A 24676-nucleotide genomic window follows, 5' to 3' on the forward strand; every position below is an offset into this window, starting at 1 on the left:
GGTTGAGCGTGGGCGCCCCCCTCAGGCGAGGCAAGCGTCAGACCTGCTGGGTAGGGTGACGTCATGTCATCCATGCGGCACGAAGGGCTCCTGCTGCTGTTCCGCAACCATCCCGCGCTGGCGCCGGAGCTGTTGCGCGACGCGCTCGGTGTCTCCCTGCCTGCATGGTCCGAAGCGAGGGTGGAGTCCGCCGAGCTGACGGAGGTGGTGCCTACCGAGTACCGGGCAGACCTGGTGGTGCTGCTGTTGGAGGGCCAGCCCGTCTTCGCCATTGTCGTGGAGGTGCAGCTGTCGCGGGACGAGGACAAGCGAAAGACGTGGCCCCTGTACCTGGCCAGCCTTCGCTCAAGAGTGGGCTGTCCCACCGCCTTGCTCGTGGTGGCGCCAGACGCGGCAGTGGCACGCTGGTGCGCCCAGCCCATCGAAATGGGACATCCCGGCTTCGTGCTGCAGCCCCTGGTGGCGGGGCCGGACGCCATCCCCGTACTGACGGACGCGAAGGAGGCCCGCAGGGAGCCGGAATTGGCGGTGCTGTCGGCCATGGCACACGGACGCCGAGAAGTGGGGCAGACCATCGCCCTGGCGGTGATTGCAGCGGTGGAGGGGCTTGAAGGCGAGCGTGTGCGCCTCTACGTTGACCTGGTGATGTCCTCGCTGGGTGAGGCAGCGCGACATGCCCTGGAGGAACTGATGCGAATTGGCAACTACGAGTACCAGAGCGAGTTCGCCCGCAAGTACGTGGCCCAGGGACGGGAGGAGGGCGAGAAGGTGGCCCTGCTGGAGGTGCTTGGCGCCCGGGGCCTGAAGGTGGATGCCGTGACGCGCCAGCGAATCCAGGAGTGCACCCAGCCCGCCCAGCTCAAGCGCTGGCTGCGCAGGGCGGCTACGGCACAGTCCATCCAGGAGCTCTTCACGCGCGGGCCTGTGTCCAAGCCCACGCCCCGCGCGACGAAGAAGCGCAGCCGGCCCAAGAGCACCCGCGGCGCTTGAGGCGCCCCACGGCTCCAAGGCAGCAGTCACCCGGCACGCTGCACGGCCCACACGTACAGGGTGAGCCCGTCGCTGCACGGCACGAGCCGCGAGGGGACGCGGCCCGAGGCCAGCGCCGGAGCTGTAGCGCGGCACTGCTCCCACATGGCGGGGGGCTATCCGCCGCGCAGCCAGCGCTCCAGCTGGGCGCGCTTACTTCGCGTCGGCGGCCAGCACGGCGAGTTCGTGGTACGGCGTGCGGAGGGCCGCGTCGATTTCACGACAGGTGAAGCGCTTGGGCATGACCGCATCCTGGCGCGGGCGGGACTACATTCGCGCCTGACGCAACCTGTTCCCACACCTCCCGATAATTGGAAAAGTCCTTTCTCCAGGGGGAGCGCACCATGTCCATTACGTCCATCGGCCGAGACCTCATCAGTGGCATCACCCGGCGTCTCGGGGTGGGGGGTGCCGAGCAGACGCGCGCGACGACCGAGACGGCGTCCCCGACTGCATCCGCTCCCGCGCCGCGCGCCCAGGTTCCGGGGTGGGATGGCAGGGACACGTTCGAAGCCTCCCGGACGGCCGAGACGGCGACGCCGGAGCCCGGCGGCCCGACGCGTCCGGACCTCGCCCAGATTCAGCGCGACTTCCAGACGGCGGACGACTCGGTGGTGAAGTGGAGCCCGAAGGCGGGCGGCCTCATCCCCATCCCCTTCACGCCCGAGTACGAGGTCACCGCCACCGAGGGGCGGATGCTGGACGGGCTCGCGGCCTCGCGCGGGCTGGTGGGCCTGAACACCTTCAACAACATCAAGGACCAGGCCCTCGAGACGTCCTCGCGCCTCTATCCGACCACGGGCACTCCGCCGGGGCATGTGCCAGAAGACCGCGTGGGCGAGTGGCGGGGCCAGGACGGCCACCGCGACGCCTTCCGCCACGCCTACTGGAACGCGCTGATGACGCGTGAGTTCGGCGCCGAGTGGACGCAGCAGTTCGCCACCGCCCACGAGGGCATGCCCGGCAACCCGGCGGACCGCGAGGCGATGGACCTCTACAACAACCAGGTCGGCCGGCAGATTGCCCTGGAGAACCCCAACGCGTCCCCCGAGGAGCTGGCCACGCTGGTCCAGCAGGCCGTGACGGACGGCAGGATGGTGCTGTTCGACCAGGGGGGCCAGCTCCAGTGGAGCGACCGCGTCGCGGTCAACCAGCACGGCCTGTCGAACCTCGCCCCCGGCACCGGCGGCCAGCCGGTGCCTGCCGGCGACGCGTACCCCGACCAGTACTGACAGGTGACAGGCGCTCGGAGGATGGGGAACATGCGGCGCCGGGCGTGGCTTGGCGCCGTGCTGTTCCTACTCGCAGGTCTGGGAGTCTACCTGGTGTCCACATCGCAGAAGGGTGGCTTCGACTCGGAGCAGTGGAAGGCGCAGCGGGGCAGTGGCGCGGACAAGAATCCGCGCGTCGGCATGGTGGTCGAGCTCAAGCAGAAACACCTGCGCGAGGGCATGAGCCGCGCCGACGTGCACACGCTGCTCGGCGAGCCGGAGCAGCGGCGAGGGAGCAGCGAGGTGTACGAGCTGGGCGTGTCGCCCGTCGGCGTCTCCTACGAGTACTTCGTCATCGACTACGACGCCCAGGGCCGGGTGACGCAGTTCCGCGTCACCCGGAGCTGAAGGCGCGTCAGCGCGCGTGCGAACGCGTCGAAGGCCGGATGCGCGGGCTCCTGGCCCTCTCGAGCCTCAACGCCCCCGCGGCCCGTGGTGGCCCGCGCGCCGGGGCCCACCTCCCCCATGCCGTGGGCAAGCCCACCGTGCGTGCCAATCACAAGGTGGGGGGCTTCCCCGTCTCTCGAATCGTCGGACTTCCTCGAGCCGCCTCCAGGGTCTCCGTAGGGGGTGGCGCCCCGCCACGACCTGACGGCTGCGATGGATGTTCGGCGGACGGATGCTGCTCGCACTCGCGCTGTTGCCGCTGCCTCGCCGGGAGACTCGCCCATGACGTCACGTCGGTTGATTGCCCCCATCCTGTCGCTGGGCCTGTCCGCGGCATTGGTGATGCTCGCGGTGGCACATGGCTGCAAGGGCCTGGGCACCAGCACCCGCCCCGAGCTCCTGGCCACGTCCGCCCCGCTGTCCACCCCGGTGACCTGCCCGCAGGGGTTCCGCACCTTCACCCTGACGAACCAGGCGAACCAGACGGTATGGATTGGCCAGACGGCGGGGGCGGCGCCGCCTCCCTTCAACTGCACGGACGACAGCGACTGTGGCCCCAACCAGCAGTGCAGCAATCCGGGCTGTACCAGCAGCGCGGACTGCAACTCGGGCAACATGTGCGATACCCGCACGGGGCAGTGCATGGTGGCTCCCGGCACGCAGTGCAACGGCACCGCGCAGACTGTCACCGTCGACCTCCCCACGCCGCTGTGCACGGGGGCGAAGCAGGTGGCCCCCTGTACGGGGTGCAGCTCCGGAAACTGTGACACGGCGACGGGCCTGTGCATGTGCGCCAACGGAGGTCAGAGCGCGTGTCCCTCCGGGACGACCTGCTCCAGCACGGTGCAGGAGTGCAGCCTCGCCAACGGAGGCACCTGCTACTTCCAGCAGGTCATCCCCGGCGAGAACCAGGGGTGCAGCACGCAGAGCCCCGCCTGCCCGTCCGGGCAGAGCTGCGACGTGGCCCTGGGGCTGTGCCAGTACCCGGCCACCGACGGCGGCGTCCCCCTGGACGCGCTGGAGCTGACGACCGGCGAGACGGCCACGCTGTGCATGCCTTCTTCGCTTCCCGCCGCCTTCTCCAGCCTCCAGCCCGAAGACACCGCGTGCACCCAGGACTCGCAGTGCCAGAGCAACCGGTGTCTCCAGGCCAGCGGGGGTGCCATCTCCAACCCGCCGACGGCCTGCCCGGACGGTGGCACGTGCCTGTGCCGGTCCGTCGTGGGGTGGAGCGGCGGCATCTTCGGGCGCCTGGGCTGCCAGGCCGACGGCACGAAGTGCCAGAGCGCGGACTGCGGCAATGCCCCCGGCCAGCCCTGCCCGCTCGGCAAGGGCGGCACCAACCCGTTCTCCTCCGCCGAGTTCACCCTTCAGCCCAACGCCCTCGACTTCTATGACGTCACCATCATCAACGGGGCGAACGTCAGCATCCAGATGGGGCCGCGCGGCGACGGCGGCTTCGCGCCTGCCTCTCCGCCCTCGCCCTACTCCTGTGGAACCGCCGGCAGCACGAGCGCCCAGGGCAATGCGGACGCGGGCATGCTGGAGGCCTGCTCCTGGAAGTTCACCCCGGACACGAGCACCGGGCTCCCCGCCGACTACAGCGTGCTGCTGCGCGCCGTCGCGCTGCCGGTCTGCACGAGCAGCAGCGACTGCGCTTCAGGTGCGAGCTGCGTCAACAACCTGTGCCAGCCGACGCTGACGAAGTGCAACACCACGCAGCCCTACTGCGCGGGCAACGCGGTGTGCAGCAACCCCAACAACCCCGCCGCCGGCTATTGCAGCACCTGCCAGGCGGACAGCGACTGCTCCGCTGACGCGGGGACGCCGACGTGCGGCACCACGTTCCTGCCGGGCATCGGCGACATGACTCCGCTCGTCCAGGCGTGTGGCCAGTCCATCGGCTGGTGGACCTACGAGGATTTGTGCTCGGCGCTGCCCGGCTACAGCTATGGCCCCCTCAACTGCTCGCAGCAGATGACGGTGGGCACGGTGCAGGACACGCTGACCCACCTCTTCGGGTGCGCCGGGCAGTTCTCCAGCTCCTGCTACAACGCGACCGCCGGAAACACCCCGGCCTGCTGTGGCTGCGCGACCTTCCCGGGCAACACGGCGGGGAGCTTCTGGCCCACCACGCTGGAGGCCGGCAACAACCCGGCCCAGGCGGACGCCGGGCAGTGCGTCAACAACAACACGGTGTGGGCCCAGAGCGTCCAGCCCTGGCTCGCCTTCCTCAAGCAGGCCTGCCCCACGGCCTATACGTATGCCTACGACGACGTCACCAGCACCTTCACCTGCATGACGCCGGGGACCGGCGTGGTGGATGGCGGGGCGCCCAACGCCGTGGGCTACGGCATCGTGTTCGGGGACGTGAACTAGGACGTCCGTCCAGTTCGGCGTCCCGTCCCCGGAGTTCGATGGGGTGTAGAGGCTGCTGAGATTGAAGCCGCGGGTCTTGGTTCACGCTCGAAGCCGGCCAGACCGACGCGCTCCGCGTGTTATCCTCGCTCCCTTCATGGCGCCCATCCTCGCGACCATGAACGGATGAGCGAGATGACCCGATGCGTGCGTATGTAATTGGCATCCAGGAGGTCGACCGGACCGATATCGGAAGGGTCGGAGGAAAAGGCGCGAGCCTGGGGGAGCTTTCCAAGCTCGAAGGAGTCCGCGTTCCGGATGGCTTCTGCGTTTCGACCGAAGCCTTCAAGCGGGTCATGGGCGCGGCGCCTGCGATTGGCGACCTGCTCGAGCGGTTGGCGCTGCTGAAGGCGGAAGACGGCGAGGCGCTCCGGGAGCTGGCCGCGGCAATCCGCGGGGTCATCGAAGGGCTCGCCATTCCTGAAGACGTCCAGGAAGCGGTCACCCACTTCCTCGCCAGGCTCGGGGAGAAAGAGGCCTACGCCGTGCGGTCCAGCGCGACGGCGGAGGACCTGCCGGCGGCTTCCTTCGCGGGCCAGCAGGATACGTACCTGAACGTCATCGGCACGTCGGCCATCCTGAAGCACATCCGCCGGTGCTGGGCCTCGCTCTTCACCGAGCGGGCGGTGGCCTACCGCCTCCAACACGGCTTCGACCACCGCAAGGTCCACATGGCGGTGGTGGTGCAGAAGATGCTCTTCCCGCAGGCGGCGGGCATCCTGTTCACGGCAGATGCCGTCACCGCGAACCGGAAGGTGGCATCAATCGAGGCGAGCTTCGGCCTGGGCGAGGCCCTGGTCTCCGGCCGGGTGAACGCCGATGGCTACAAGGTGCGGGACGGGCAGGTCATCGAGAAGGCCATCGCCACCAAGCAGCTGGCGACGTGGGCCCTGGAGGACGGCGGTACGCAGGAACGGGCGCTCGAGCCCGAGCGGATGGACCGGCAGGTGCTGACGGATGCGCAGCTCTTGCGGCTCGCGCGCCTGGGCCGGCAGATTGAAGGGCATTTCGGTCAGCCCCAGGACATCGAATGGTGCCTCGTCGAGGACGCGTTCCACATCGTCCAGAGCCGGCCCATCACCACCCTGTACCCCATCCCTGAAGGGGGTGCCCAAGGCAACCGTGTCTATGTCTCCGTCGGCCATGGGCAGATGATGACCGACCCCATGAAGCCCCTGGGGCTGTCCTTGTTCCAGTTGACCGCGGCGAGACCCATGCATGCAGCGGGTGGCAGGTTGTTCGTCGACGTCACGAAGGAGCTGGCTTCGCCTGTCAGCCGGAACGTGCTCCTGGAGGTCATGGGCCGCTCCGATCCACTGATGAAGGACGCCCTGACGACCCTCCTCGAGCGGGGGGATTTCATCGAATCGTCGCCCGATGATTCGAAGGCTCCGGGTGCCGGTCAAGGCAAGTCTGGGATGTCGCCCGCGGGCGTCCAGGCGCCAATCGAGGACGATCCGGCAATCGTCGCGGACCTGATTGCGCGCAGCCAGGCGTCCGTCGAAGCGCTGAAGCGGGACATCCGGACGAAATCCGGAACGGAGCTCCTGGATTTCATCCAGGAAGACCTCCAGCTCCTGAAGCAGAGCCTGACCGAGCCACGGAGCTTCGGCGCACTCATGGCCGGCATGAACGCCGCCACCTGGCTCAACGCGCAGATGATGGCGTGGTTGGGCGAGAAGAACGCCGCGGACACGCTCTCGCAGTCCGTACCGGACAACGTCACCTCGGAAATGGGGCTGGCGCTCCTGGACGTCGCGGACGTGCTCCGTCCGCATCCGGAGGTGGTCGCCTACCTCCAACATGCGAAGGATGAGGGCTTCCTGGAGGGCCTGCTCCCGTTGGATGGGGGACGGGAAGCCCATGACGCCCTCCGCGCGTATCTCGACAAGTACGGCATGCGCTGCGCCGGGGAAATCGACGTGACGCGGACGCGTTGGCGCGAAGCACCCACGACCCTGGTTCCGTTGCTCCTCAGCAACATCAAGAACTTCGAGCCAGGAGCCGGCAGCCGGAAGTTCGAGCAAGGGCGACAGGAGGCCTCGAAGAAGGAACAGGAGCTGCTGGAACGCCTGAAGCAGTTGCCGGATGGGGAGCAGAAGGCCGGGGAAACACAACGGATGATCCGCCGGCTCCGGACCTTCTGCGGCTACCGTGAGTATCCGAAGTACGGCATCGTCAATCGCTACTTCGTCTACAAGCAGGCCCTGCTGGAGGAAGCCGGGCGGCTCGTGCGAGCCAACGTGCTCCACGAGCCAGAGGACATCTACTTCCTCACGTTCCAGGAGCTGCGCGAGGTCGTGCGCACGCACACGCTGGATGCCCCGCTCGTCAGCAAGCGGAAGGCCGAGCACGAGCGCCACCAGAAGCTGGCGCCGCCGCGGGTCCTCACGTCCGATGGGGAAATCGTCGCAGGTGCGTACAAGCGAGCCCATCTCCCCGCCAACGCCCTTGTCGGTCTCCCCGTCTCCGCGGGCGTCGTCGAGGGACGGGCCCGCGTCCTCTCGGACATGGCCGAAGCCGCGCTGGAAGCGGGGGACATCCTGGTCACCGCCTTCACGGACCCGAGCTGGACGCCCTTGTTCGTGTCCATCAAGGGCCTGGTGACCGAGGTCGGTGGGCTGATGACCCATGGCGCGGTGATTGCCCGGGAGTACGGCCTGCCCGCGGTCATCGGCGTGGTGAACGCGACCCGGTTGATAAAGGACGGGCAGCGCATCCGCGTGCATGGAACCGACGGGTACGTGGAAATCCTGGCATGAACGAGCGCGCGCATGCGCAGCGCCTCACGCCCACGGAGGCCCTGCATTCCAGAGGGGCCAGAAGCCGCTGAGTACTTTCTCTGCATCATTTCCCTGCACGCCGGCTCATCACGTTCCGAGAGGGCGAAGCCCCCTCGAGGACCAGGAGCGACACACGCGCTCCCGGGAATGAGCACAAACGAAGCCCTGGGAGGAGTTCATGAGAAAGCTGATCCTGAGCTGTGTGCTGTCGGTTTCCGCCCTCGCCGGCATCGCGAGCTTCGCGTATGCGCCGGAGGCCGAAGCGATGCCTCCCGAGACCTGCACCACGGTGTACTACTCGGGCCCCGACTACTGGGACGTGGTGGGGGAGGACACCCTCACCTGCTTCGGCAACCGCATCCTGACGGGCACCACCAGTCCCTATCACGAGACGACTTGTTATTCCTGCTAGCTCCATGTCGGGGGGGACGCAAGAAGGCGCCTCCCTCCAGGAGCGCGCTGACCTGCGCCATCCCCAAGGCAGCCACCTCGCCATGAGGGCGTCCCGCTCAAGGTCGTCCAGGAGCTGATGGGCCACGCGCCCATCGAGATGCCCCTGCGGTACGCCCACCTCGCGCCGGAGGGTCACGTTGGGGGCACATGAGGACGCACGGGCCAAGAAAAGCCCAGCAATCCAGTGAGATTGCTGGGCTTCTGAATTTGGTGGCGGCGGGAATCGAACCAGCCACCTCTGCAACCTATGGGGCCAGTTGTCGCGGAAGCACCTCGAACTGGCTCCTCCCCTGTGTGGACTCGACGCCCCAGGGGGCCTGCGTGTCGACCGTCAGGAGCTCGCGGCCATCGTCACCGGTGCGCTTCCCGACCTGGGTGCATGCGATGAAACCTGGCTGGGGGTAGCGGCTGTTCGTATCCAGCCAGGCGGCGCTCACCACGGGAGCCTTCTCCACGAGCACGTGCTCATGCCCGTGGGCATCGACGAGGACGCATTCAACCCAGCCCGGCTGGGAGTCATCAACGAAGCGTCGAATCTGGACCGCGAGGGCTGGCATGGAGGCTCCGGGTTTCATCCACATACTGCCCTCGGACGCATGGGTTGAATACGACTTCTTCCTGCTCCGGACGCCGTGAGCCGGAGCGTCCGTCGGTGGGCGAGGTGCCGCCCACCGACGGCTTGACGGAAGGTCAGGGCGTGAAGGTCAGCGTGTAGTTCGACGCGCCGCCGGTATTGAGCTCCCGCCAGCCCAGGTTGCGGGAGTTGGTATTGCAGGTGTTGTCACACCAGCTGAAGCCGCTCCACGGGGTGCACGTGAAGTAGGGGCCCGCCCAGGTCAGTCCTCCGCCCTCGGCGTAGTAATAGGAGATGCTGTTGGTGATGGCGGGGCCATAGACAATCTTGCACTGCCCTGGCGTCAGTTCCCACCAGCCCGCCTTGCTCCAGCTGCTGCCATCCTCGGCAACGCAGCCGGGGTTGTACCAGGAATAGGCGGTCCAGATGGTGACGCTGGTCCCATTGCAGAACTGCACCCAGGCGTGGGCCGGCCCGGCAATACCGAGCCCGGCGGCCACCGCGACTGCCATCGCAAGCTTTCTCGTCGTCATGGGGTCTCCTCAATCTCGGACGGGGTGCACTACTCGAGGAGGCGCCGCATGGCGCCGGGAGCCTGGGTTTCGGAAGACGCGGAGGGACTCACCCGCTCCGCGCCCGCGGAGACGGAGAGCTGCGTCGTCGTCGAGGGGTCGACCACGTACCGCACCGGCACCGCCGTCACGGGCGCCGACGTGGCCGTGGCAGCCAATTCCTGCGCGGAGGGCCTGTCCTGGGCGGGTGAAGCCTGGACATGGGAGGGCGGCTGCGCCGGTGAATCGTCCTGCGGAGTGTTTCCACATCCCATGGCAACGGCCAGCAGACCGAAGCACATGCAGGTCACATTCATTTTCATGGCAATACCTCCTTGGAAACCGCACGTCTGGGATTAGCTTCAAAGTCTGGGATTCACCAGGAGACTGGGGCGATTCTGACCCGGGACGGTAATTCCTGTCGGGCTTTCGACAATTCCAGCGGCGAAAATCCGACAGGCGGCCCGCGTCCTCCACGGGACGCCCTGGCGCAGCTCAGGGCACCGTCACGGTGTTGCTGGTGCTACCCTGCGGCGCAGGAGCGCCATGCACCCCGAGCGTTACGAACTCCTGGACGGCTCGACACCGGACGTCACTCCGCTCGCGGCGGACGTGGGCCGCAAGCAGCCGCTGAGCGCCTTCACCCTCCTGGCCGGAGGCGATGTCTTCGAGGTGCGCGGCGGCCGTCCTCCCGCGGAGGGGCCTGTCCATGCCCGCGCGTATGTGAAGGCGAAGCTGGAGCTCAAGACGTACGGCGCCCCCGCCGCGCAGGTGCAGCGGGTGCAGGACGAAATCGTGCGGCAGCTCTCCGGCAACCTGCAGCTCATCGCCCGGCTGGAGGCCGCGCGCCCGCTCACGCTGGAGCTCATCCCGCCCGGCCAGTCCCTGGTGAAGTATGGCTATCCCAGGGCGGTGTCGCCGCAGGCCGCGGGGCTGTTCTGGGACCACCCGGACTGGCCCCGGGCGCGCATCGCGCTCCGGCAGGACAAGCTGGAGACGGAGCAGTACCTCGTCTTCCACGAGATGGCGCACGCCATCCAGGGGCTGGCCTTCACGCAGGAGGAGAGCGAGCTCGTCTACCGCACGATGCTGCGCACCTACCGCAACCGCGCCGCCATCGACGAGGTCTTCGCCATCTACAGCGAGCGGGAGTTCATCACGGGTGTCTCGGCCCATGACCTGCGCGCTCCCGGCGTGTACGGCATGGCACGCCAGCGCTGGAACGAGGAGCACCTCTTCACCCGCTTCGTGCGCAACCTCTACTTCCCCTACAAACCCCTCGCGGGAGGCAACGCCGGGTCGGCCACCTCCAGCTTCGGAGGGCCGTGACTCCATGTCTGCCATTACCCACCGCACCGTCAGGACGAACGGCATCCACCTCCACATCGCCGAGGCCGGTGAAGGTCCGCTGGTGCTGCTCCTGCACGGCTGGCCGGAGTCCTGGTACTCGTGGCGCCACCAGCTCACCGCGCTGGCCGCCGCCGGCTACCACGCCGTGGCGCCCGACGTCCGGGGCTATGGCCAGAGCGACAAGCCGTGGGCCGTCGAGGCGTACAGCATGAAGCAGCTGGTCGCCGACTTCACGGGGCTGCTCGATGCCCTGGGAGAGAAGACCGCCGTCATCGTCGGCCACGACTGGGGCGCGGCGATGGCGTGGACCAGCGCCGCGCTCCACCCCGACCGCTATCGCGCCGTCGTCGGGATGAGCGTTCCACACCTCGGCCGCACGCCCATGCCGCCGACGCAGCTGTTCAAGGCCATGCTCGGGGAGAAGTGGTTCTACATCCTCTACTTCCAGGAGCCCGGCGTCGCCGAGGCGGAGCTGGAAGCGGACATCCCGAGGACGCTGCGCACGACGCTCGCTGGTGTCGCCGGCTTCGATACGACGGCCGAGGCCGTGCGGAACAGGAAACAGGGCGACGGCTTCCTCACGGGCCTCGACGTGCCTGACACGCCGCCCGGCTGGCTCACGGAAGAAGACCTCGCATACCTCGCGAAGGAGTTCGCCGGCAGCGGCTTCCGGGGTGGGCTCAACCGCTACCGCAACATGGACCGCGACTGGGAGGAATTGCCCGAGCTCGCGACGGCGAGAATCGAGCAGCCCGCGCTGTTCATCATCGGAGAGAAGGACCCGGGGCGCGCCATCGCTCCGGTGGATTTGATGAAGCCGCTGGTGCCGCAGCTCAAGGAGGTGCACGTCATTCCGGGTGCGGGCCACTGGATTCAGCAGGAGCGCGCGGCGGAGGTGAACACCGCGCTGCTGGCGTTCTTGAGGGCGCTGGCACCGGGCTAGGGTTCGCGCGGCTGGACTATCGGGATGACTGGCAATCTCAAGGGGTCGCGGGGCTTGTGCCCCCAGAAACGCAGCATTTGGCCGCAGCCGAGGTACAGAGGCAGGCAGCGTAGTCAACCTGGGCACCGAAGCGGGTGACGCTCACCCTCCACCTCGTCACTGGACCGTGGCCGGAAGAAGGACTTCTACGCGCGGGAAGGTGTGGGGCACCTGTGGCCAGTGGGCTCGGTAGCTCGGACGCTGGAGGTGCTCCAGCGGAGAGGTGCGGAGTGGGTGGAGCGCGGCACGTACTCAGGTCGTGCGCGCGTTCGTGCAGACTCCTTCGAGGCCTTGGAGTTGCCCTCGGAGCCTTGTGGCCGGAGACACCACGACGCCCCTGACGCTCAGGCCTCTTCAGGGCCAAGCGCATCGCGAAGCTCCTGCAGGAAGCTCGCGAAGATGTCGATGCTCTGCGAGTCCAGGGGAATAGCGGGCTTGGAAGCATCCTCTGGAGCGGCGGCCCTGGGTCTGAGCGGCAGCAGGGTGTGGCCAGCGGAGTTGCTCGCGTTGAGCAGGTCGAGGCTGGTGGGCAGCCCGCAGAAGACGACCAGCCCCTGCTTCATGGGGAACCAGGGCCGGCCTTTGGCGTCGATGAGCGCGAGGTCCTTCACGTACTCGGACACCTTCACCATCTTCTTCGTCATGAACTCGGAGATGGAGTGGGCACCTGTATCCACCCCTTCCGAGAAGATGGCGTCACCCACCGCGATGGCGATCCGGTCTCCCTGGCGGAGCTCGAACCAGAAGTCCGGCTCCCTCGGCCCCGGGCGCGAGTAGAGCCCCTCGGGCGTCTGGGTCGCACAGGCCCTGACGTCTTTCTCCCAGGTCTTCGGACTGCCCGCCTGGGTCCGCTCCGGCAAGAAGCGCGCCTGGCGCTCGTACCAGATGGACAGTGTCTCCGAGGGATGGTCCCGCGTGAAGGTGACCGGCCTGTCGCTCCACAGCTTGAGGTCGACGACGTCCTCCCGGACAAGTTCCGCGAGCTCGTCGAACTGGGGCGTGAAGCCCAGCCTCTCAAGAGCGGAGAACATCGCGAGGAGGCACCAGTACTCATAGAGCGTCGACGCGCGCTGGGGCCCCAGAGCGCTCAGGAACTGCTGGGTGGAGAAGGCGAGTTGCTGGTGCCCGAAAGCGCGGTACCACTGGATGACACGGTTGTAGTCGGGATGGTGGCGGATGCGTGGGGTGACGTGGGGAATTCGCCCCCGGGCCGCCGCCACGCTCGGGCTGCCGGGAAGCTTGCGCCGGGCGCGCTGGAGCAACTGGGCTCGCTCACGAGCGGTGGCCGCCATGCCCTGGCTGTTGTCGTAGATGTGCTGTGCCTCCTGCATGGCCGGGTGGGGCAGCTTGACCTTCTGCGCGCCCTTGCCGCTGTAGGAGAAGACATCCTTGTAGACTTCGCGCGTCCGCACGGCATCCGCCATGGTGGCCTTCGCCCGGCGCTCGATGTGCCGGAGCGTCCCGCCGAGCCGCTCTACGGTCAGCGCCACCAGGGCATTCTCGTAGGTGTTGGCGTCGCGGACGGGCTCCGGCAGGGTGTCTTCGCTCGCGCGCGGTACCCCGGGCCGGGGCGGACGGAACTCAGTGCGCGGAGCTCGGGTGATGCGGCCGAGGCTCGCGGCGAACTCCTTCCACTCCTCTTGCATCTCCGCCATCGCGGTGGCTGGGGAGAACTTGGACGCGCGCAGGGCCACTCCGCCCAGGCGCGAGTGCTGGTTGCTCAGCCACTTGGTCACGAGCGCATCCGCCACGCTCCGGACGTCCTCGAACAGGGACTGCCACTGCTCGAAGTTCAGCAGGCTCGGGATGACGCGGACGAAGAAGTCCACAGGCGAGCGGGCTTGAGGTGGGTGGACGCGCAGGCGCTGCAGCGCATAGGCCACCGTCCGTCCATCCTCGAAGGGACGCCAGCTGAACCTGGGCCAGCCGCCCTCCAGCTGCTGGAGGTCTCCGAGGTATTCCAGGTGCTTCTTCCCCAGCAGCTGCGCATTGGGGCCCCGAAACTCGAGGGTGAGGCTCTCGTTCTCTGGGACCTGGATTGTGAAGGTGTTGGGGGACAGCGGTGTCCACTGCGTCTCCGGATCGCTGTCCCTGCGCACCATCAGGAGCAGTTCGCTCATGGCTGGCTCACGCCCAGAACGTGACGAACTGGTCGAACCCGAGCTGCTGGCGCATGTACTCCAGTCGATTCGCGGACCGCGTGAGCTTGTGCTTCTCCAGCACGTCGGCGAGTTCCTTGAGCATCTCCTCCAGGCGCAGGTCGCCACGAATCTTCGGGAGGATGCGCTGCTTGACCTGCAAGTCCAGCGCGTCCCGGCCCGTGAGTGTGCTGTCCAGGCGCTCGGCGTAGTGGATGAACAGGGCGATGTCCCGGATGACGCGCTGGCCGATGGGGATGGGCTGCCGGTACCGGGAGCCATCGCCCTGGCCCGTGGCGGCCTGGTCCGCGGGCTCGCGCCGGGCCATCAGCGCCCAGATTTCCCGGAGGGGCTCGGGGACGGGCAGATCCTTCTCGGGCAGTTTGTGCCAGTCCTGGAGCTGCTCGACCGTGAGGTGGTGCTCCGGCACCTTCCGCAGCCGCTTGATTTCGGCGGGGATGACCGCCTTCGGCGCCTGGGCTTCCACCTCGATGACGTTGACGCGGTCGATGACCTTGTCGCTGAGCACCTGGGTGCTCTCGTCGACGTTGATGGTGCCGTAGAGCCGCAGCAGCGGGAGCTGGGCGCCCAGGTTGGGGATGCGCAGGGGCGGGCTGCCGTCGTCGTCGTCCGGGACCGTCAGCACGCCGTCGCTCTCCATCGCGGAGAGCAGCTGGGCGAAGTAGTACTCGACGTGTGCCAGGTTCATCTCGTCCAGCAGGACATGGTGCAGCCGGTCCGGGGCTGCGTCGCGCAGCAGGCGGTAGAAGTCGGTGGGCCGGAAGCCCTGCGTATCCCGCCGGCCGAGGATGAAGCGACTGTCCGTCCAGTGCGCCTCCACCGCGACGCGCAGCAGGTCCCTGGAGTCGAGCGCGCCGCCGCACGCCTCGGCCATGAGCTGGGCGAGCGCGGACTTGCCCACGCCAGACGGGCCCGCCAGCACGACGAAGGGACGGACCTTGAGCGACAGGTAGAGCGTTTCCAGTAGCTCGCGGCCGAACTCGAAGCCGGCGGCGCGGCACGTGGTGTCGAGGTGCTGGATGAAGTCCTTCTCGGTGCCCTGGAAGGGCTTGCCGTTGAGCGGAGGGCGCTTGCGCGGCATGGCCTCCGCCAGCCGTGTCGTCTCCGGGCGCGCCTCGGCTTTGGGGCTCATGAGGTTCTGCACGGTGGCGGCCAGTTGCTGGGTGGTAGGTGTCGCGCGGGGTTCATCCTGGGGGATGAGCGCTTCCAGGGGAAGAGGGGCGGCCTCGGGCTTCGCGCGGGGCACTTCAGCCACAGGTGGCGGCGAGGTAGGCGCGGCGGCCATGGAGGACTTCGAGGTGGGCGGGAGGTCCCGGGATGTGGGCAGGGGTGTTGCACGGACCTCTGCCAGGGTGAGGGGATGGGCGGAGCCGGTGAACTGCCCGATTGAAATCTCCGAGTCGCTGTCCAGGTCGATGACGGTGGTGCTGGTCGTCCCGAAGTCGATGCAGAGCGCATCGCGCTTCAGTGACAGCAGGCTACCCTTGGGCTCTGACACCGGGGCGGTCTGTGCCTTGGCGGCCGTGGGCGGAGTGGACGTCGTGGCGGGCGCCGGTGGCGTCTTCGTCGGCGGCTTGTCGGCGAGCAGTGGAATCGTCTGCGTGTCCAGGACCTGGCTGCGCTTGGGATCGATGACCTCCAGGGACAGGTCCAGGGCGCGGCCTGGCACTCCCTTGATGGCGGTCTTGAGCTTCACATTGTGCTTGAGGTCGTTGGGCACCTGCAGTTGGTGCTGACTGACGTTGAGCCTCCTCGAGCTGAGGCCCACGTGGGCTTCCTCGTCACTGCGATAGGCGACCTGGTAGCCGAGGCTGTGCGTCTTGGACTTGTTGTGCTGATAGTTGGGGCCTGAGCGGCTGGGCACGTTGATCATCTTGAGCTGCGGCATCTCCAGCAGGTCGAAGGGACTGGTGTCCTCTGGGAAGAGCAGCTGCGGCTCGAGGCCTTTCGAGGGCTGCCAGAACAGGCACAGGTCGTCCGGGAACGTCGCCATGAACGTCGAGTCCGTGGCCTTTACGGGCGGGGCGTCCTCGGGGGTCTTCACTTCCGTGGGCTGCACGGGAAGCGCAGGGCGCTCATCGACGAGCGCGTTGTCCATGACCAGGGCGTTCAGCCCCATACCCACGGCCACCGAGTAGCCGTAGTCCGAGCCGACCTGCGTGAACTTCGGTTTGTAGGGCGCGAAGTGGTTCTTCACGTGGTCGATGAAGTCGGGCAGCTGAGACGAGCCGCCCGCGATGAGCACCTGGGTCACCAGGGCGCGGGGATCCGCGGGGACTTCCTTGCGCTGGGCCGTCCGGGTGAGCTTGTTGTGCAGCTTCATCAGCACGTTGTCGACGGCCTTGCGGATATCGCGCCCCTGCCAGTGCTTCTCGACGATGGCGCGCAGCCGCTCGGGGTCGAGCTGGATGTCGAACGTGCGCTCACCGCCGGACAGCTCCGCAAGCCTGCCGTCCAGGCGCACCGGGAGCTGGTGGGCAATGCCCGTCTTGCTGACCTGTTGCTTGAGGTGCTCCGCCTCGGCCATGTGGCGCTCGAGCCACGCGTCGTAGGCCTTGCGCTCCTCGGTATGGCTGCCTGCGGTGTGGTGCCTGATGTTGGCGGCAATGAGCGCCTGGGTCAGCAGCTCCTGGTCGATGTAGAGACCGCCAGCCTTCGGGGCCTCCGCCGCCACGGGCGCGGCGATGTAGCGCTGCCACAGGCTGCCCTGCCGTGTGGTGGAGACGACGCTGACGTTGCAGGTACCGCCGCCGAAGTCGAGGACGAGGAAGTTGAGGGCCTTGCCCTGGGCGGGAACTTCCCGATGGAGCAGGCGGAAGTACTCGAAGACGGCGTCGGGCTCGCGGAAGAAGGTGATGGCCCCCAGCCCGGCTTCCTTCACCGCCTTGCGAAGGGTCTCCTGGAATGCCTTGCGCTCCGTGGCGTTGGAGAAGGGCGGCTCCGAGATTCGCAAGGCCGTCTCGCGCGTCACCTTGCGGCCCTGGGCCTTGAGCAGCCGCGCAATCTCCCGGAAGAACGCCTCGCAGCAGGCGCGCCCGGTGATGGGCTCCTCCACGAAGCCGCCCTGGGCAAGGGGTAGGGAGACCCAGAATTTGTCGTCGGGCTTCAACAGCCGCGGCTTGAAGTTCCGGATGACGGCCGCATCCTTGGGGACGTCTTGGGTGACGAGCGAGTACTCCAGTTCGCGCCCGACCCTGCGGACGGCCAGCCGCGTGGGAAGGTGTGGCTGGCCTGCAATCAATTCCAGGCACTTCAATAGGGTCCCCCTCCGAGAAGCGTGGCTCGAAGCATACGCGTCCCGGGACGTGCGTGTGAGCCTGGAATAGCGCTTGGCCAGACAGGGCCGGACTGGGTGTCTGACTACCCAGCCGGGTCACTCACGCCGTGCGCTGTCCGCGAGTGATTCATGGGGCGATTTCAGCCGGTCATCACAACACTTTGAGCGAATACCTCGGCGGAGGTACGCCAGTCGAGCGCCTGGCGGGGGGGGTGTTGAGTTGATGTGCGACGGCGTCGAGTTGGGCGCGCGACAGGCCGCTCAAGTCCAGGCCCTTGGGGAAGTACTGGCGCAGCAGTCCGTTGGTGTTCTCGTTGCTGCCGCGTTGCCACGGGCTGTGGGGGTCACAGAAGTAGACTTGGACGTCGGTGAGGCTGCGGCGCAGGGCCTGCGGCAGCTGGCCAATGTGCTGGGTGAGAGCCTCGCACACGTGGGGGGGCGGTACGCCCCTCGGGCAGATGCAACAGCATGACATAGCGGCTGCGGCGCGCCACCAGCGTGCCGATGGCGCGCTTGCCCTGCTTGCCCATCAGCAAATCGCCCTCCCAGTGGCCTGGCACGGCGCGGCTTTCGGCTTCAGGCGGGCGCTCACTGAGCATCACCCGGCCCGGCAGCTGGCCGGACAGGACGCTGGCGCGGCCGCAGGGCCGGCGCTGGAGGCGGCCCGTGCGCAGGCTCGCGGCGAGTTCCTTGCGCAGGCTGCCTCGCGTCTGCACGTAGAGGCTGCGGTAAATGGTTTCGTGGGAGACGTGCATCTGGGGCTGGTGCGCAAAGTCGCGCTTGAGCGCGGCGGCAATCTGCTGGGTCGTTCCTGAAAGCCATCGGGAAGGGCGTGACTGTGCAGGGCCCTGCATGCGGCTGTGTGACCACATGCACACGCGAGGCGCCGCGTCCTCCGGGCCACGGCAGCACAGGGCCAGGGGGAATGGCTGCCCGCTTGCATTCCCGGCCGCGCTGTCCCGGAAACACCCCCCATTGGAGGACGCGTGTCGTCCTCGAGGAGCTTCAAGCAGATGCGGTTCGAGAAACGTTTCCCCGGAGCCTGGCCGATGCGCCCGCTCCTCTCCGTCATGCTGGCGTGCCTGGTGGCCACGCTCACCCTCTCGGGTTGCGGCGATAGCTCGTCCGAGCCCGACGACCCTCCCGGCGAACCGACAGGTGATGGCGGCGCCGGCCCCGGGCCCGCCGACTCGGGCTCCGGCACTTCCGATGCCGGGCAGGATGGGGGCAGCACCTCGGATGCAGGCACCGATGGAGGCGTCTCGGGAGATGCGGGCACCCCGGATGCGGGAGCTCGCTGTACGCCGCAGAGCTGTCCCTCGGGCTGCTGCCAGGGAGATACCTGTGTGACGCCGACAAGCGCGAGCTGCGGCACCGCCGGCGCGGTGTGCTCCAGCTGCGCTTCCGCCAGTGACGGACGTGCGTGTGTGACGGGCCGGTGCGGGTGCCGCTCGAACGCCGACTGTGGCTCCGGCTCGGTGTGTGACACGGCGGCCTCCGTCTGCGTGCCCAGCTGCTCGCAGACGGGCTGCGCCTCCGGCTGCTGCAAGGCGGACGGCTTCTGTGCCTCGGGCACCACACCCGCGGCGTGTGGCGCGTCGGGCCAGTGCATGGACTGCTCGAAGTCCACCCTGGGCAAGGCGTGCACGGCGAAGGGGTGTGGCTGCGCGACGGAGGCGGACTGCCCCACGGGCATGGCGTGTGACGGCTCCACGGGCCAGTGCACGAAGTCGTGCTCGGCCACCCAGCTCTGCAACGGCGGCTGCTGCAACGGCACCACCTGCCAGGGCGGCTCATCGACGACCGCGTGCGGCTCGTCCGGGATGTGCGCCAGCTGCGCGGACTCACAGGATGGCCCCTCCTGCGTGAGCGTGTCGGGGAGGTACCAGTGCGGGTGCTTCAGCGAGTCGAGCTGCCCGGTGGGGTTCGCCTGCGGCGCGACCACGAAGAAGTGCACGACGAGCTGCTCCTCGAGCCAGCTCTGCCATGGCGGCTGCTGCAGCGGCGGCCAGTGCGCCCCGGGCTCCGAGCCCTCGGCCTGCGGCTTCTGGGCGGACAACAATGGCGCCTGCACCTCGTGCTCCGCGCGCTTCGGGGCCGGCGACCAGTGCCTGCCATTGACTGCCAGCGGCGGCTGGAGTGGCGGCACCTGCGGCTGCAACGACTCCGCGGAGTGCGCCGCTTCGGCCTCCGGGAAGACGGTGTGCGCTTTCGTGCCGGGCTCCTACGAGGGCACCAAGAACTGCTGTGCACCCAAGGGAGGCAGCTGCTTCGGCGCGGAGGACTGCTGCAGCGGCGCCTGCATCAACAGGAAGTGCTCGTAGGCCGTCCCCGCGGGTCTAGACACTTGAGCCGGGATTTCCGGCTCTCTCCTGTTAAGTCTTAGAAATTGTGATTTCTCAATTCATTGGATTTTACAGGCAGGGTGTTTTAAAACATCCACAGTCCTCCTCGCCGCTCCCGTGAGGGCGCGAGGGGAGGACCCATCCAGACCCAGAGGGACAACGAACATGTTCAAGAGAACGGCAATCCTCGTGGCGAGCTGTGGCGCGATGTTGATGGGCTGCGGGACCGAGCCGCTGAGCGAGAACGAGGAGATTGTCTCCAACCTGGTCGAGGCCGGCTTCCCGGAGAACGATATCCAGGTCGTCGACGGCGCCGTGTACGTGGGGCGTGACGCGCACGTCACCCTCGAGTCCTCGCGCGAGATGCTCCAGACCGCGGGCAGCGAGGAGCAGTACAGCACGGACAATCTCGTCGGCACCGGCGTGACGAAGATCTGCATCAATCCCACCGCCCAGTTCAACAGCTACAGCCGGCTCAGCGAGGGGCTCGACCTGGCCATCGAGAACTACAACAGCATGGGCCTGCGCCTCACCTTCCAGCGTGGCGGCACGGGCTGCACCGCGACCATCTCCGCGAGGACCACGTCGGGTGTCGGCGGCTCTGCTGGATTCCCCAAGGGCGGCAAGCCCTACGGAACCATCAACATCGGCACCGGGCTGCAGAGCTACAGCGTGGACGTGAACGAGCACGTCATCACCCACGAGCTCGGCCACACCATCGGCTTCCGCCACTCGGACTACTACGACCGGAGCATCAGCTGCGGCGGCGCCGCCGCCAACGAAGGCGCCTCCAACATCGGCGCCAACCACATCCCCGGCACGCCGACCACGGCCACCTCGGGCGGCTCGGTCATGAACTCCTGCTTCCGCTCGAACGAGAGCGGCGAGTGGAGCAGCTCCGACCGCACCGCGCTGAACTACCTCTACTGAGCGTTGACCCGACACCCCACGGGGTCCATCCAGGACTCCGTGGGGTGTTGTTCCTCGCGGCACCCTTACTTGCGCCGCTTGCGCTCCGCGCGCGCGGGCTTCTTCGCCGCCTTCGAGGGCTTCGCCTTCGCTTCCGGCGGCAGTGACTCCAGCCACGTCCGCACCGCCTCCGCGCGAAGCTCCCGGCCAGAGGCCTTGAAGTGGTCCCCGGCCCGCGTCGCCTCGGTCCGCGCCTCGCCGGGCTGGCCTTCCTTGTAGAGCGCCTGCGCCAGCGCGAAGCCGGCCTCCCCCAGCGAGTCCTCCTGGGCGCTGGCGAAGGTCACCGCCTGGCGCAGCGGCTCCACCGCCTCGCTCGTGCGGCCCAGCCCCAGCAGCGCCTGCCCGACGCCGTCGTAGGAGTAGTGCAGCTCCTCGTCCCCGGGCTCCAGGTGCTGGCGCTTCACCGCCAGCGCCTCCTGGTAGTCCTTCAGCGCCTCCTCGTAGCGCTTCAGCCCGAGCAGGCTCATCCCCTCCTCGTCGAGCGCCTCCGCCACCTTCAGGTGCGCATTGCCGAGCAGCTCGCGGTGGATGGCCACCGACGCCTTCGCGTGCTCCAGCGCCTTCGTGAAGTCGCCCTGCTCGCGCAGCGCCATGGACAGCGCCTGGTGTCGCCGCGCCACGTCCAGGTGCCTGGGGCCCACCGCCGCCTCCGTCTGGCGCAGCGCTTCTTCCAGCACCTTCGCGGCCTCCGCGTACGCGCCCGACTCCAGCAGCGTGCGGCCCAGCGTGAAGGTGACTCGCGCCCGCTTGGGGTGGCCCGGCTCCAGCGTCTTCGCCAGCAGCGCGGAGGCCTCCCGCAGCTGCGCGCGCGCCTCCTCGGGCTTGTCCTGCATCAGCGAGAGGTTGGCCCCATTCACGAGCAAATCGCTCTCCAGCACCGCGTCGCCCCCGAGCCGCTGGAGCGTCGCCTTCCCCAGCCGCGCCCACCGGGTGGCGTGGTCGAAGCGCTCCCGCTCGCCCTCCACGAAGAGCAGCTTGTTGAGCACGGAGACCTCCAGCCGGTCCGCCCGCCCCGCCTCCGCGTCGAAGACGGCCTGCTCCAGGAGGCTCGCGCCCTGCTCCTTCTGTCCCTGCAGCGACTGGAGCCACCCGAGGTGGAAGCGCAGCTCCGCCATCAGCGGCAGGTACCCCGTGGCCACCACCAGCGGCTCCAGCACGCGCGCCTTCTCCAGCGCCTGCGGCTGACGGCTCGTGTCCAGCAGCGCCTTCACCTCCGACAGCCGGCCCTCCAGCGCCTCCAGCTCCGCGCGCTTCGTCGGGTCCGCCGGGCGCGGCTGCTGCTCGCTGAGCGCCTCCACGTCCGCGCAGTCCTGGGGCGACGGCAGCGCGTACGCCGCGTCCAGCGCCTTCTCCACGCCGGGCTTCTCCACGCTCGCCAGCGCGCCCACCAGCGCGCGCAAGTCCTTGTGCCGCCGCTCCAGGCACACCACACGCTGGGACAGCAGCGCCTCCGTCTGCACCGCGTGCACGCGCGTGGCCTCGCAGGCCTCGGTGTGCTGCCGCGCCCAGGCGCTCGCGTACGCGTCCAGCACGCCGCCCACGCGCGTCGCCATGTCCGCCGCCATGGGGCTGCCCGTGGCCTGGAAGGCCGCCGTCACGCGCTGCCGGGCCTCAGGGCCCCAGGCGTCCGCGAGCAGCCCTTCCGCGCCCGCGCACACGCGCGACTGCCACCACGCCACCCCGCCCACCGCGGTCACCAGCGCCGCCGCCGCCACCGCGCCGCCGCCCAGCCTGCGCCGCCGCGCCAGGTGCTGCTCCTGTGACAGCGCCTCCAGCAGCTCGCCCATGGAGGCGAAGCGGCCGTCCGCCTCCAGCGCCAGCCCGCGCATCACCGCGCGCCGCACCCACGCGGGCACCTTCGTGTCACGCGGCGGCTCCTGGATGAGGTCCGGAGGCAGCACCACGGGGCGCCCGAGGGCCGCCGTCTCCCCCGGCGCGCCCGGCATGAGGCGCTTGGACTTCGCGGCCCGCGAGAGCTGGTCGGGGTCGAACGGGCGAGCGCCATAGAGCGCGCGGTACAGCGCCGCGCAGAAGCTGAACTGGTCGCTGCGCGCGTCCACCGCGTCGCCCCGGAACTGCTCGGGCGACATGAAGGGCGGCGTGCCCAGCACCACGCCTGCCTGGGTGAGCGGCTCGAACAGCCGCCCCGAGCCCTCGGAGACGGGCGACGGCAGCTCCGGCGGCCCGTCCTCGCGCCCGGGGTTGCCCACCGGCCGCGCCAGCCCGAAGTCGGTGACGAAGACGCGGCCGTCGCGCCCCACCAGCACGTTGGTGGGCTTGAAGTCGCGGTGCACCAGCCCCACCGCGTGCGCGGCCTCCAGCCCCCGGCCCGCGGACAGGTACGTCTGCAGCGTCTCGCGCCAGGAGCGCGGCTTCGCCTGCTGCCAGTCGCGCAGCGTGCCGCCCTCCACCAGTTCCATGGTGACGAAGACCTGCTCGTCCCACTCGCCCACGTCGAAGACGGGGATGACGTTGGGATGGGAGACGCGCGCCATGGCCTGCGCCTCGCGCAAAAGGCGCGTGCGCCCCGCCTCCAGGTCCGTGCCCGCGCTCGTCACCCGCAGCAGCTTGAGCGCCACCTTCCGGTCCAGGTCCGGGTCATAGGCCGCGTACACCACGCCCATGCCGCCCTGCCCCAGCACCTTCAGCGGAATGAAGCGCCCCACGCGCGCGCCCAGCGAGCGTGCCCGCGCGGGCGGTAGCGGCCCGTCGCGCCCTGTATCCGGCCGCGATATCGGCGCCACGCTGCGCGGCGGCGGGGATGCACCGTCGTCCGACGTCACCTGCGTCGGCAGCTCCGGTCCGGTTCCAGGCTCGGCGCCCGTGTCATCTCGGTCGACCATGGGGACCAGTCTAGCGGTGAAGTCAGGGTGTGCCTGCTTCCACCCCCTACATGTGTCAGGTCCGCCCGCAAACGTGTGATTTCCCACGCCCCGGGCCCGGCACCCCACCCGCAGTCCGGATTTCTTCGGCAACTTGCGAATTCCGGTTCGGATAATGAGTCAGGCGAAGAGCGTCTGGGAGGGTCCGCCATGGGCGTTGCTTTCAATGTTTTCACCGCACGAGCCAGAGAGCCGTCCGCCGTCCAGGGGCCCATCCAGCAGCAACTGCCCGCCGTCGTGGAGCGGGAGCGCCCGGGGCGGACCGTGCCGGCAGCCGTGGTGGCCCGGCGGGTCCAGGACACCTTCGAGGCGGCGCCCGTGAAGCGGGATGACCTGCCCAAGCTCATCGTGCCGGACGCGCCAGGCGCGGCGGTGCTCCCGCGAATGGAGGACCCGGACGCGGCCCCGGTGAACGAGGCGGCCGAGGCCCAGGCGGAGAAGGGCTGGGAGACGGACGAAGAGGCCGTGGCCCAGCAGACCGAGGCGGGCTGCGGCGAGGCGAGCCTGGCCTACGTGAGCAAGGCGAGCCGCAAGGACGAGCCGCGCCGCTCGGCGGACCAGGAGCTCAAGGAGGTCCGCAACAAGGCCTCGGAAATCAACCAGCCGAAGACCACCGAGAAGAAGGTGGACGTCAACCTGAAGGACGGCGCCACGGCGGAGGAGATGGGCGTGGTGCTCGGGGAGATGGGCATCGACGTCACGGAGGGCTTCGAGAAGTACGACGCCAACGCCATCAGCGAGGCCCTGAAGCGGGGCGAGTTCGGCCTGGCCCTGGTGGACTCCAACGCCATCCTCAACTCCGCCCTGCCCGCCCACAAGCAGCGCAAGGGGCCCGGCGAGCTGCACTGGGTGACCATCGACGGGTTCAACAGCGGCCGGAACAAGAAGGACGCGTCGGACGACATGTACCGCGTGAAGGACCCCGTCAACGGCGAGTACTGGGTGAAGGCGAAAGATTTGGAGAAGGCCATCGAGCAGGGCAAGCAGAGCCACGGCGGCGGCGGCGTGCTCGCGGTGGAGAAGCGCAAGGACGTGGACACGCGTGAGAAGCGCGAGTCGCTCGCCGAGAGCAACCGCCACCGCACGCACGGCCTGGGAAAGGGCAACGGCCGCGGCAGCCGGCGCCTCAGCGTGGGCGAGTCCAGCTAGCGCGCGCGGCGCGGCCTCCCGCGTCTTCCGGCCCCCGCCCTCCTTCTGGAGCGCGGGGGCTTCTCATTCCAGCCCCACGGGGCCCGGAAGGAATGCG

General features: G+C 68.7%; 17 protein-coding genes and 2 pseudogenes. 12 read left to right on the forward strand and 7 right to left on the reverse strand.

Annotated elements, in window-relative coordinates; all coding sequences use genetic code 11:
* The first annotated feature begins 63 nt into the window (after positions 1-63).
* The 7 genes and pseudogenes from ACX9TP_RS42015 to ACX9TP_RS42045 all read left to right on the forward strand — a co-directional run.
* A complete protein-coding gene (locus tag ACX9TP_RS42015) occupies positions 64-990 on the forward strand; it encodes a hypothetical protein (RefSeq protein WP_482976312.1) in 927 nt (308 codons plus the stop codon).
* Between the two features lie 383 nt (positions 991-1373).
* Positions 1374-2261 (forward strand): DUF6973 domain-containing protein, encoded by an 888-nt coding sequence (locus ACX9TP_RS42020; protein ID WP_482976313.1) that lies wholly within the window; start codon positions 1374-1376, stop codon positions 2259-2261.
* Positions 2262-2354: 93 nt separating this feature from the next.
* Positions 2355-2648 (forward strand): hypothetical protein, encoded by a 294-nt coding sequence (locus ACX9TP_RS42025; protein WP_482976314.1) that lies wholly within the window; start codon positions 2355-2357, stop codon positions 2646-2648.
* A gap of 321 nt (positions 2649-2969) precedes the next feature.
* A complete protein-coding gene (locus ACX9TP_RS42030; RefSeq protein ID WP_482976315.1) occupies positions 2970-5066 on the forward strand; it encodes a thaumatin family protein in 2097 nt (698 codons plus the stop codon).
* A gap of 182 nt (positions 5067-5248) precedes the next feature.
* On the forward strand, positions 5249-7867 hold the full coding sequence (rph, locus tag ACX9TP_RS42035) for a rifamycin-inactivating phosphotransferase (RefSeq protein ID WP_482976316.1): 2619 nt from the start codon (positions 5249-5251) through the stop codon (positions 7865-7867).
* Between the two features lie 199 nt (positions 7868-8066).
* Complete coding sequence (locus ACX9TP_RS42040; RefSeq protein WP_482976317.1) at positions 8067-8300, forward strand: hypothetical protein; 234 nt, start codon at positions 8067-8069, stop codon at positions 8298-8300.
* 49 nt (positions 8301-8349) lie between these two features.
* Positions 8350-8471: pseudogene (locus tag ACX9TP_RS42045) on the forward strand (tyrosine-type recombinase/integrase); the annotation flags it as partial.
* A 115-nt stretch (positions 8472-8586) separates the two neighbouring features.
* Here ACX9TP_RS42045 and ACX9TP_RS42050 read toward each other — a convergent pair.
* The 3 genes from ACX9TP_RS42050 to ACX9TP_RS42060 all read right to left on the reverse strand — a co-directional run bounded on the left by ACX9TP_RS42050 (position 8587) and on the right by ACX9TP_RS42060 (position 9789).
* Entirely contained in the window at positions 8587-8898 is a 312-nt protein-coding gene (locus ACX9TP_RS42050) for a hypothetical protein (protein WP_482976318.1), read from the reverse strand.
* Between the two features lie 133 nt (positions 8899-9031).
* Positions 9032-9448 (reverse strand): DUF1036 domain-containing protein, encoded by a 417-nt coding sequence (locus ACX9TP_RS42055; protein WP_482976319.1) that lies wholly within the window; start codon positions 9446-9448, stop codon positions 9032-9034.
* A 29-nt stretch (positions 9449-9477) separates the two neighbouring features.
* On the reverse strand, positions 9478-9789 hold the full coding sequence (locus tag ACX9TP_RS42060; protein WP_482976320.1) for a hypothetical protein: 312 nt from the start codon (positions 9787-9789) through the stop codon (positions 9478-9480).
* Between the two features lie 223 nt (positions 9790-10012).
* Between ACX9TP_RS42060 and ACX9TP_RS42065 the strand changes: the two genes are divergently transcribed.
* Together ACX9TP_RS42065 and ACX9TP_RS42070 are read left to right on the forward strand one after the other, a co-directional pair.
* Complete coding sequence (locus ACX9TP_RS42065; RefSeq protein ID WP_482976321.1) at positions 10013-10795, forward strand: hypothetical protein; 783 nt, start codon at positions 10013-10015, stop codon at positions 10793-10795.
* Between the two features lie 4 nt (positions 10796-10799).
* Positions 10800-11759, forward strand: coding sequence for an alpha/beta fold hydrolase (locus tag ACX9TP_RS42070; RefSeq protein ID WP_482976322.1), 960 nt, complete (start codon positions 10800-10802; stop codon positions 11757-11759).
* 383 nt (positions 11760-12142) lie between these two features.
* Here the strand turns inward: ACX9TP_RS42070 and ACX9TP_RS42075 are convergent, their stop codons facing one another.
* The 3 genes and pseudogenes from ACX9TP_RS42075 to ACX9TP_RS42085 form a co-directional block, all read right to left on the reverse strand.
* On the reverse strand, positions 12143-13918 hold the full coding sequence (locus ACX9TP_RS42075; protein WP_482976323.1) for a nuclease domain-containing protein: 1776 nt from the start codon (positions 13916-13918) through the stop codon (positions 12143-12145).
* Between the two features lie 7 nt (positions 13919-13925).
* Positions 13926-17213, reverse strand: a complete 3288-nt coding sequence (locus tag ACX9TP_RS42080; RefSeq protein WP_482976324.1) for an AAA family ATPase — start codon at positions 17211-17213, stop codon at positions 13926-13928.
* A 161-nt stretch (positions 17214-17374) separates the two neighbouring features.
* A pseudogene (locus ACX9TP_RS42085) lies at positions 17375-18037 on the reverse strand (IS30 family transposase); the annotation flags it as partial.
* Positions 18038-18220: 183 nt separating this feature from the next.
* Between ACX9TP_RS42085 and ACX9TP_RS42090 the strand changes: the two are divergent.
* Together ACX9TP_RS42090 and ACX9TP_RS42095 are read left to right on the forward strand one after the other, a co-directional pair.
* A complete protein-coding gene (locus tag ACX9TP_RS42090; protein WP_482976325.1) occupies positions 18221-19558 on the forward strand; it encodes a hypothetical protein in 1338 nt (445 codons plus the stop codon).
* 186 nt (positions 19559-19744) lie between these two features.
* Complete coding sequence (locus tag ACX9TP_RS42095; RefSeq protein ID WP_482976326.1) at positions 19745-20509, forward strand: zinc-dependent metalloprotease; 765 nt, start codon at positions 19745-19747, stop codon at positions 20507-20509.
* A gap of 65 nt (positions 20510-20574) precedes the next feature.
* On the opposite strand, the gene ACX9TP_RS42100 is transcribed toward ACX9TP_RS42095, so the two are convergent.
* Positions 20575-23391, reverse strand: a complete 2817-nt coding sequence (locus tag ACX9TP_RS42100) for a protein kinase domain-containing protein (protein WP_482976327.1) — start codon at positions 23389-23391, stop codon at positions 20575-20577.
* Between the two features lie 189 nt (positions 23392-23580).
* Here ACX9TP_RS42100 and ACX9TP_RS42105 point away from each other — a divergent pair, with 189 nt between their 5' ends.
* Positions 23581-24579, forward strand: coding sequence for a hypothetical protein (locus tag ACX9TP_RS42105; RefSeq protein WP_482976328.1), 999 nt, complete (start codon positions 23581-23583; stop codon positions 24577-24579).
* The last annotated feature ends 97 nt before the right edge of the window (positions 24580-24676 follow it).

Source organism: Pyxidicoccus sp. M15, from assembly GCF_056858435.1.

What these genes read in the sequence shown, in the direction of transcription:
- ACX9TP_RS42015 (WP_482976312.1), top strand. Translation starts at nt 64, where the DNA reads ATGTCATCCATGCGGCACGAAGGGCTCCTGCTGCTGTTCCGCAACCAT.
- ACX9TP_RS42020 (WP_482976313.1), top strand. Translation starts at nt 1,374, where the DNA reads ATGTCCATTACGTCCATCGGCCGAGACCTCATCAGTGGCATCACCCGG.
- ACX9TP_RS42030 (WP_482976315.1), top strand. Translation starts at nt 2,970, where the DNA reads ATGACGTCACGTCGGTTGATTGCCCCCATCCTGTCGCTGGGCCTGTCC.
- rph (WP_482976316.1), top strand. Translation starts at nt 5,249, where the DNA reads ATGCGTGCGTATGTAATTGGCATCCAGGAGGTCGACCGGACCGATATC.
- ACX9TP_RS42040 (WP_482976317.1), top strand. Translation starts at nt 8,067, where the DNA reads ATGAGAAAGCTGATCCTGAGCTGTGTGCTGTCGGTTTCCGCCCTCGCC.
- ACX9TP_RS42050 (WP_482976318.1), bottom strand. Translation starts at nt 8,898, where the DNA reads ATGCCAGCCCTCGCGGTCCAGATTCGACGCTTCGTTGATGACTCCCAG.
- ACX9TP_RS42055 (WP_482976319.1), bottom strand. Translation starts at nt 9,448, where the DNA reads ATGACGACGAGAAAGCTTGCGATGGCAGTCGCGGTGGCCGCCGGGCTC.
- ACX9TP_RS42060 (WP_482976320.1), bottom strand. Translation starts at nt 9,789, where the DNA reads ATGAAAATGAATGTGACCTGCATGTGCTTCGGTCTGCTGGCCGTTGCC.
- ACX9TP_RS42065 (WP_482976321.1), top strand. Translation starts at nt 10,013, where the DNA reads ATGCACCCCGAGCGTTACGAACTCCTGGACGGCTCGACACCGGACGTC.
- ACX9TP_RS42070 (WP_482976322.1), top strand. Translation starts at nt 10,800, where the DNA reads ATGTCTGCCATTACCCACCGCACCGTCAGGACGAACGGCATCCACCTC.
- ACX9TP_RS42075 (WP_482976323.1), bottom strand. Translation starts at nt 13,918, where the DNA reads ATGAGCGAACTGCTCCTGATGGTGCGCAGGGACAGCGATCCGGAGACG.
- ACX9TP_RS42095 (WP_482976326.1), top strand. Translation starts at nt 19,745, where the DNA reads ATGTTCAAGAGAACGGCAATCCTCGTGGCGAGCTGTGGCGCGATGTTG.
- ACX9TP_RS42100 (WP_482976327.1), bottom strand. Translation starts at nt 23,391, where the DNA reads ATGGTCGACCGAGATGACACGGGCGCCGAGCCTGGAACCGGACCGGAG.
- ACX9TP_RS42105 (WP_482976328.1), top strand. Translation starts at nt 23,581, where the DNA reads ATGGGCGTTGCTTTCAATGTTTTCACCGCACGAGCCAGAGAGCCGTCC.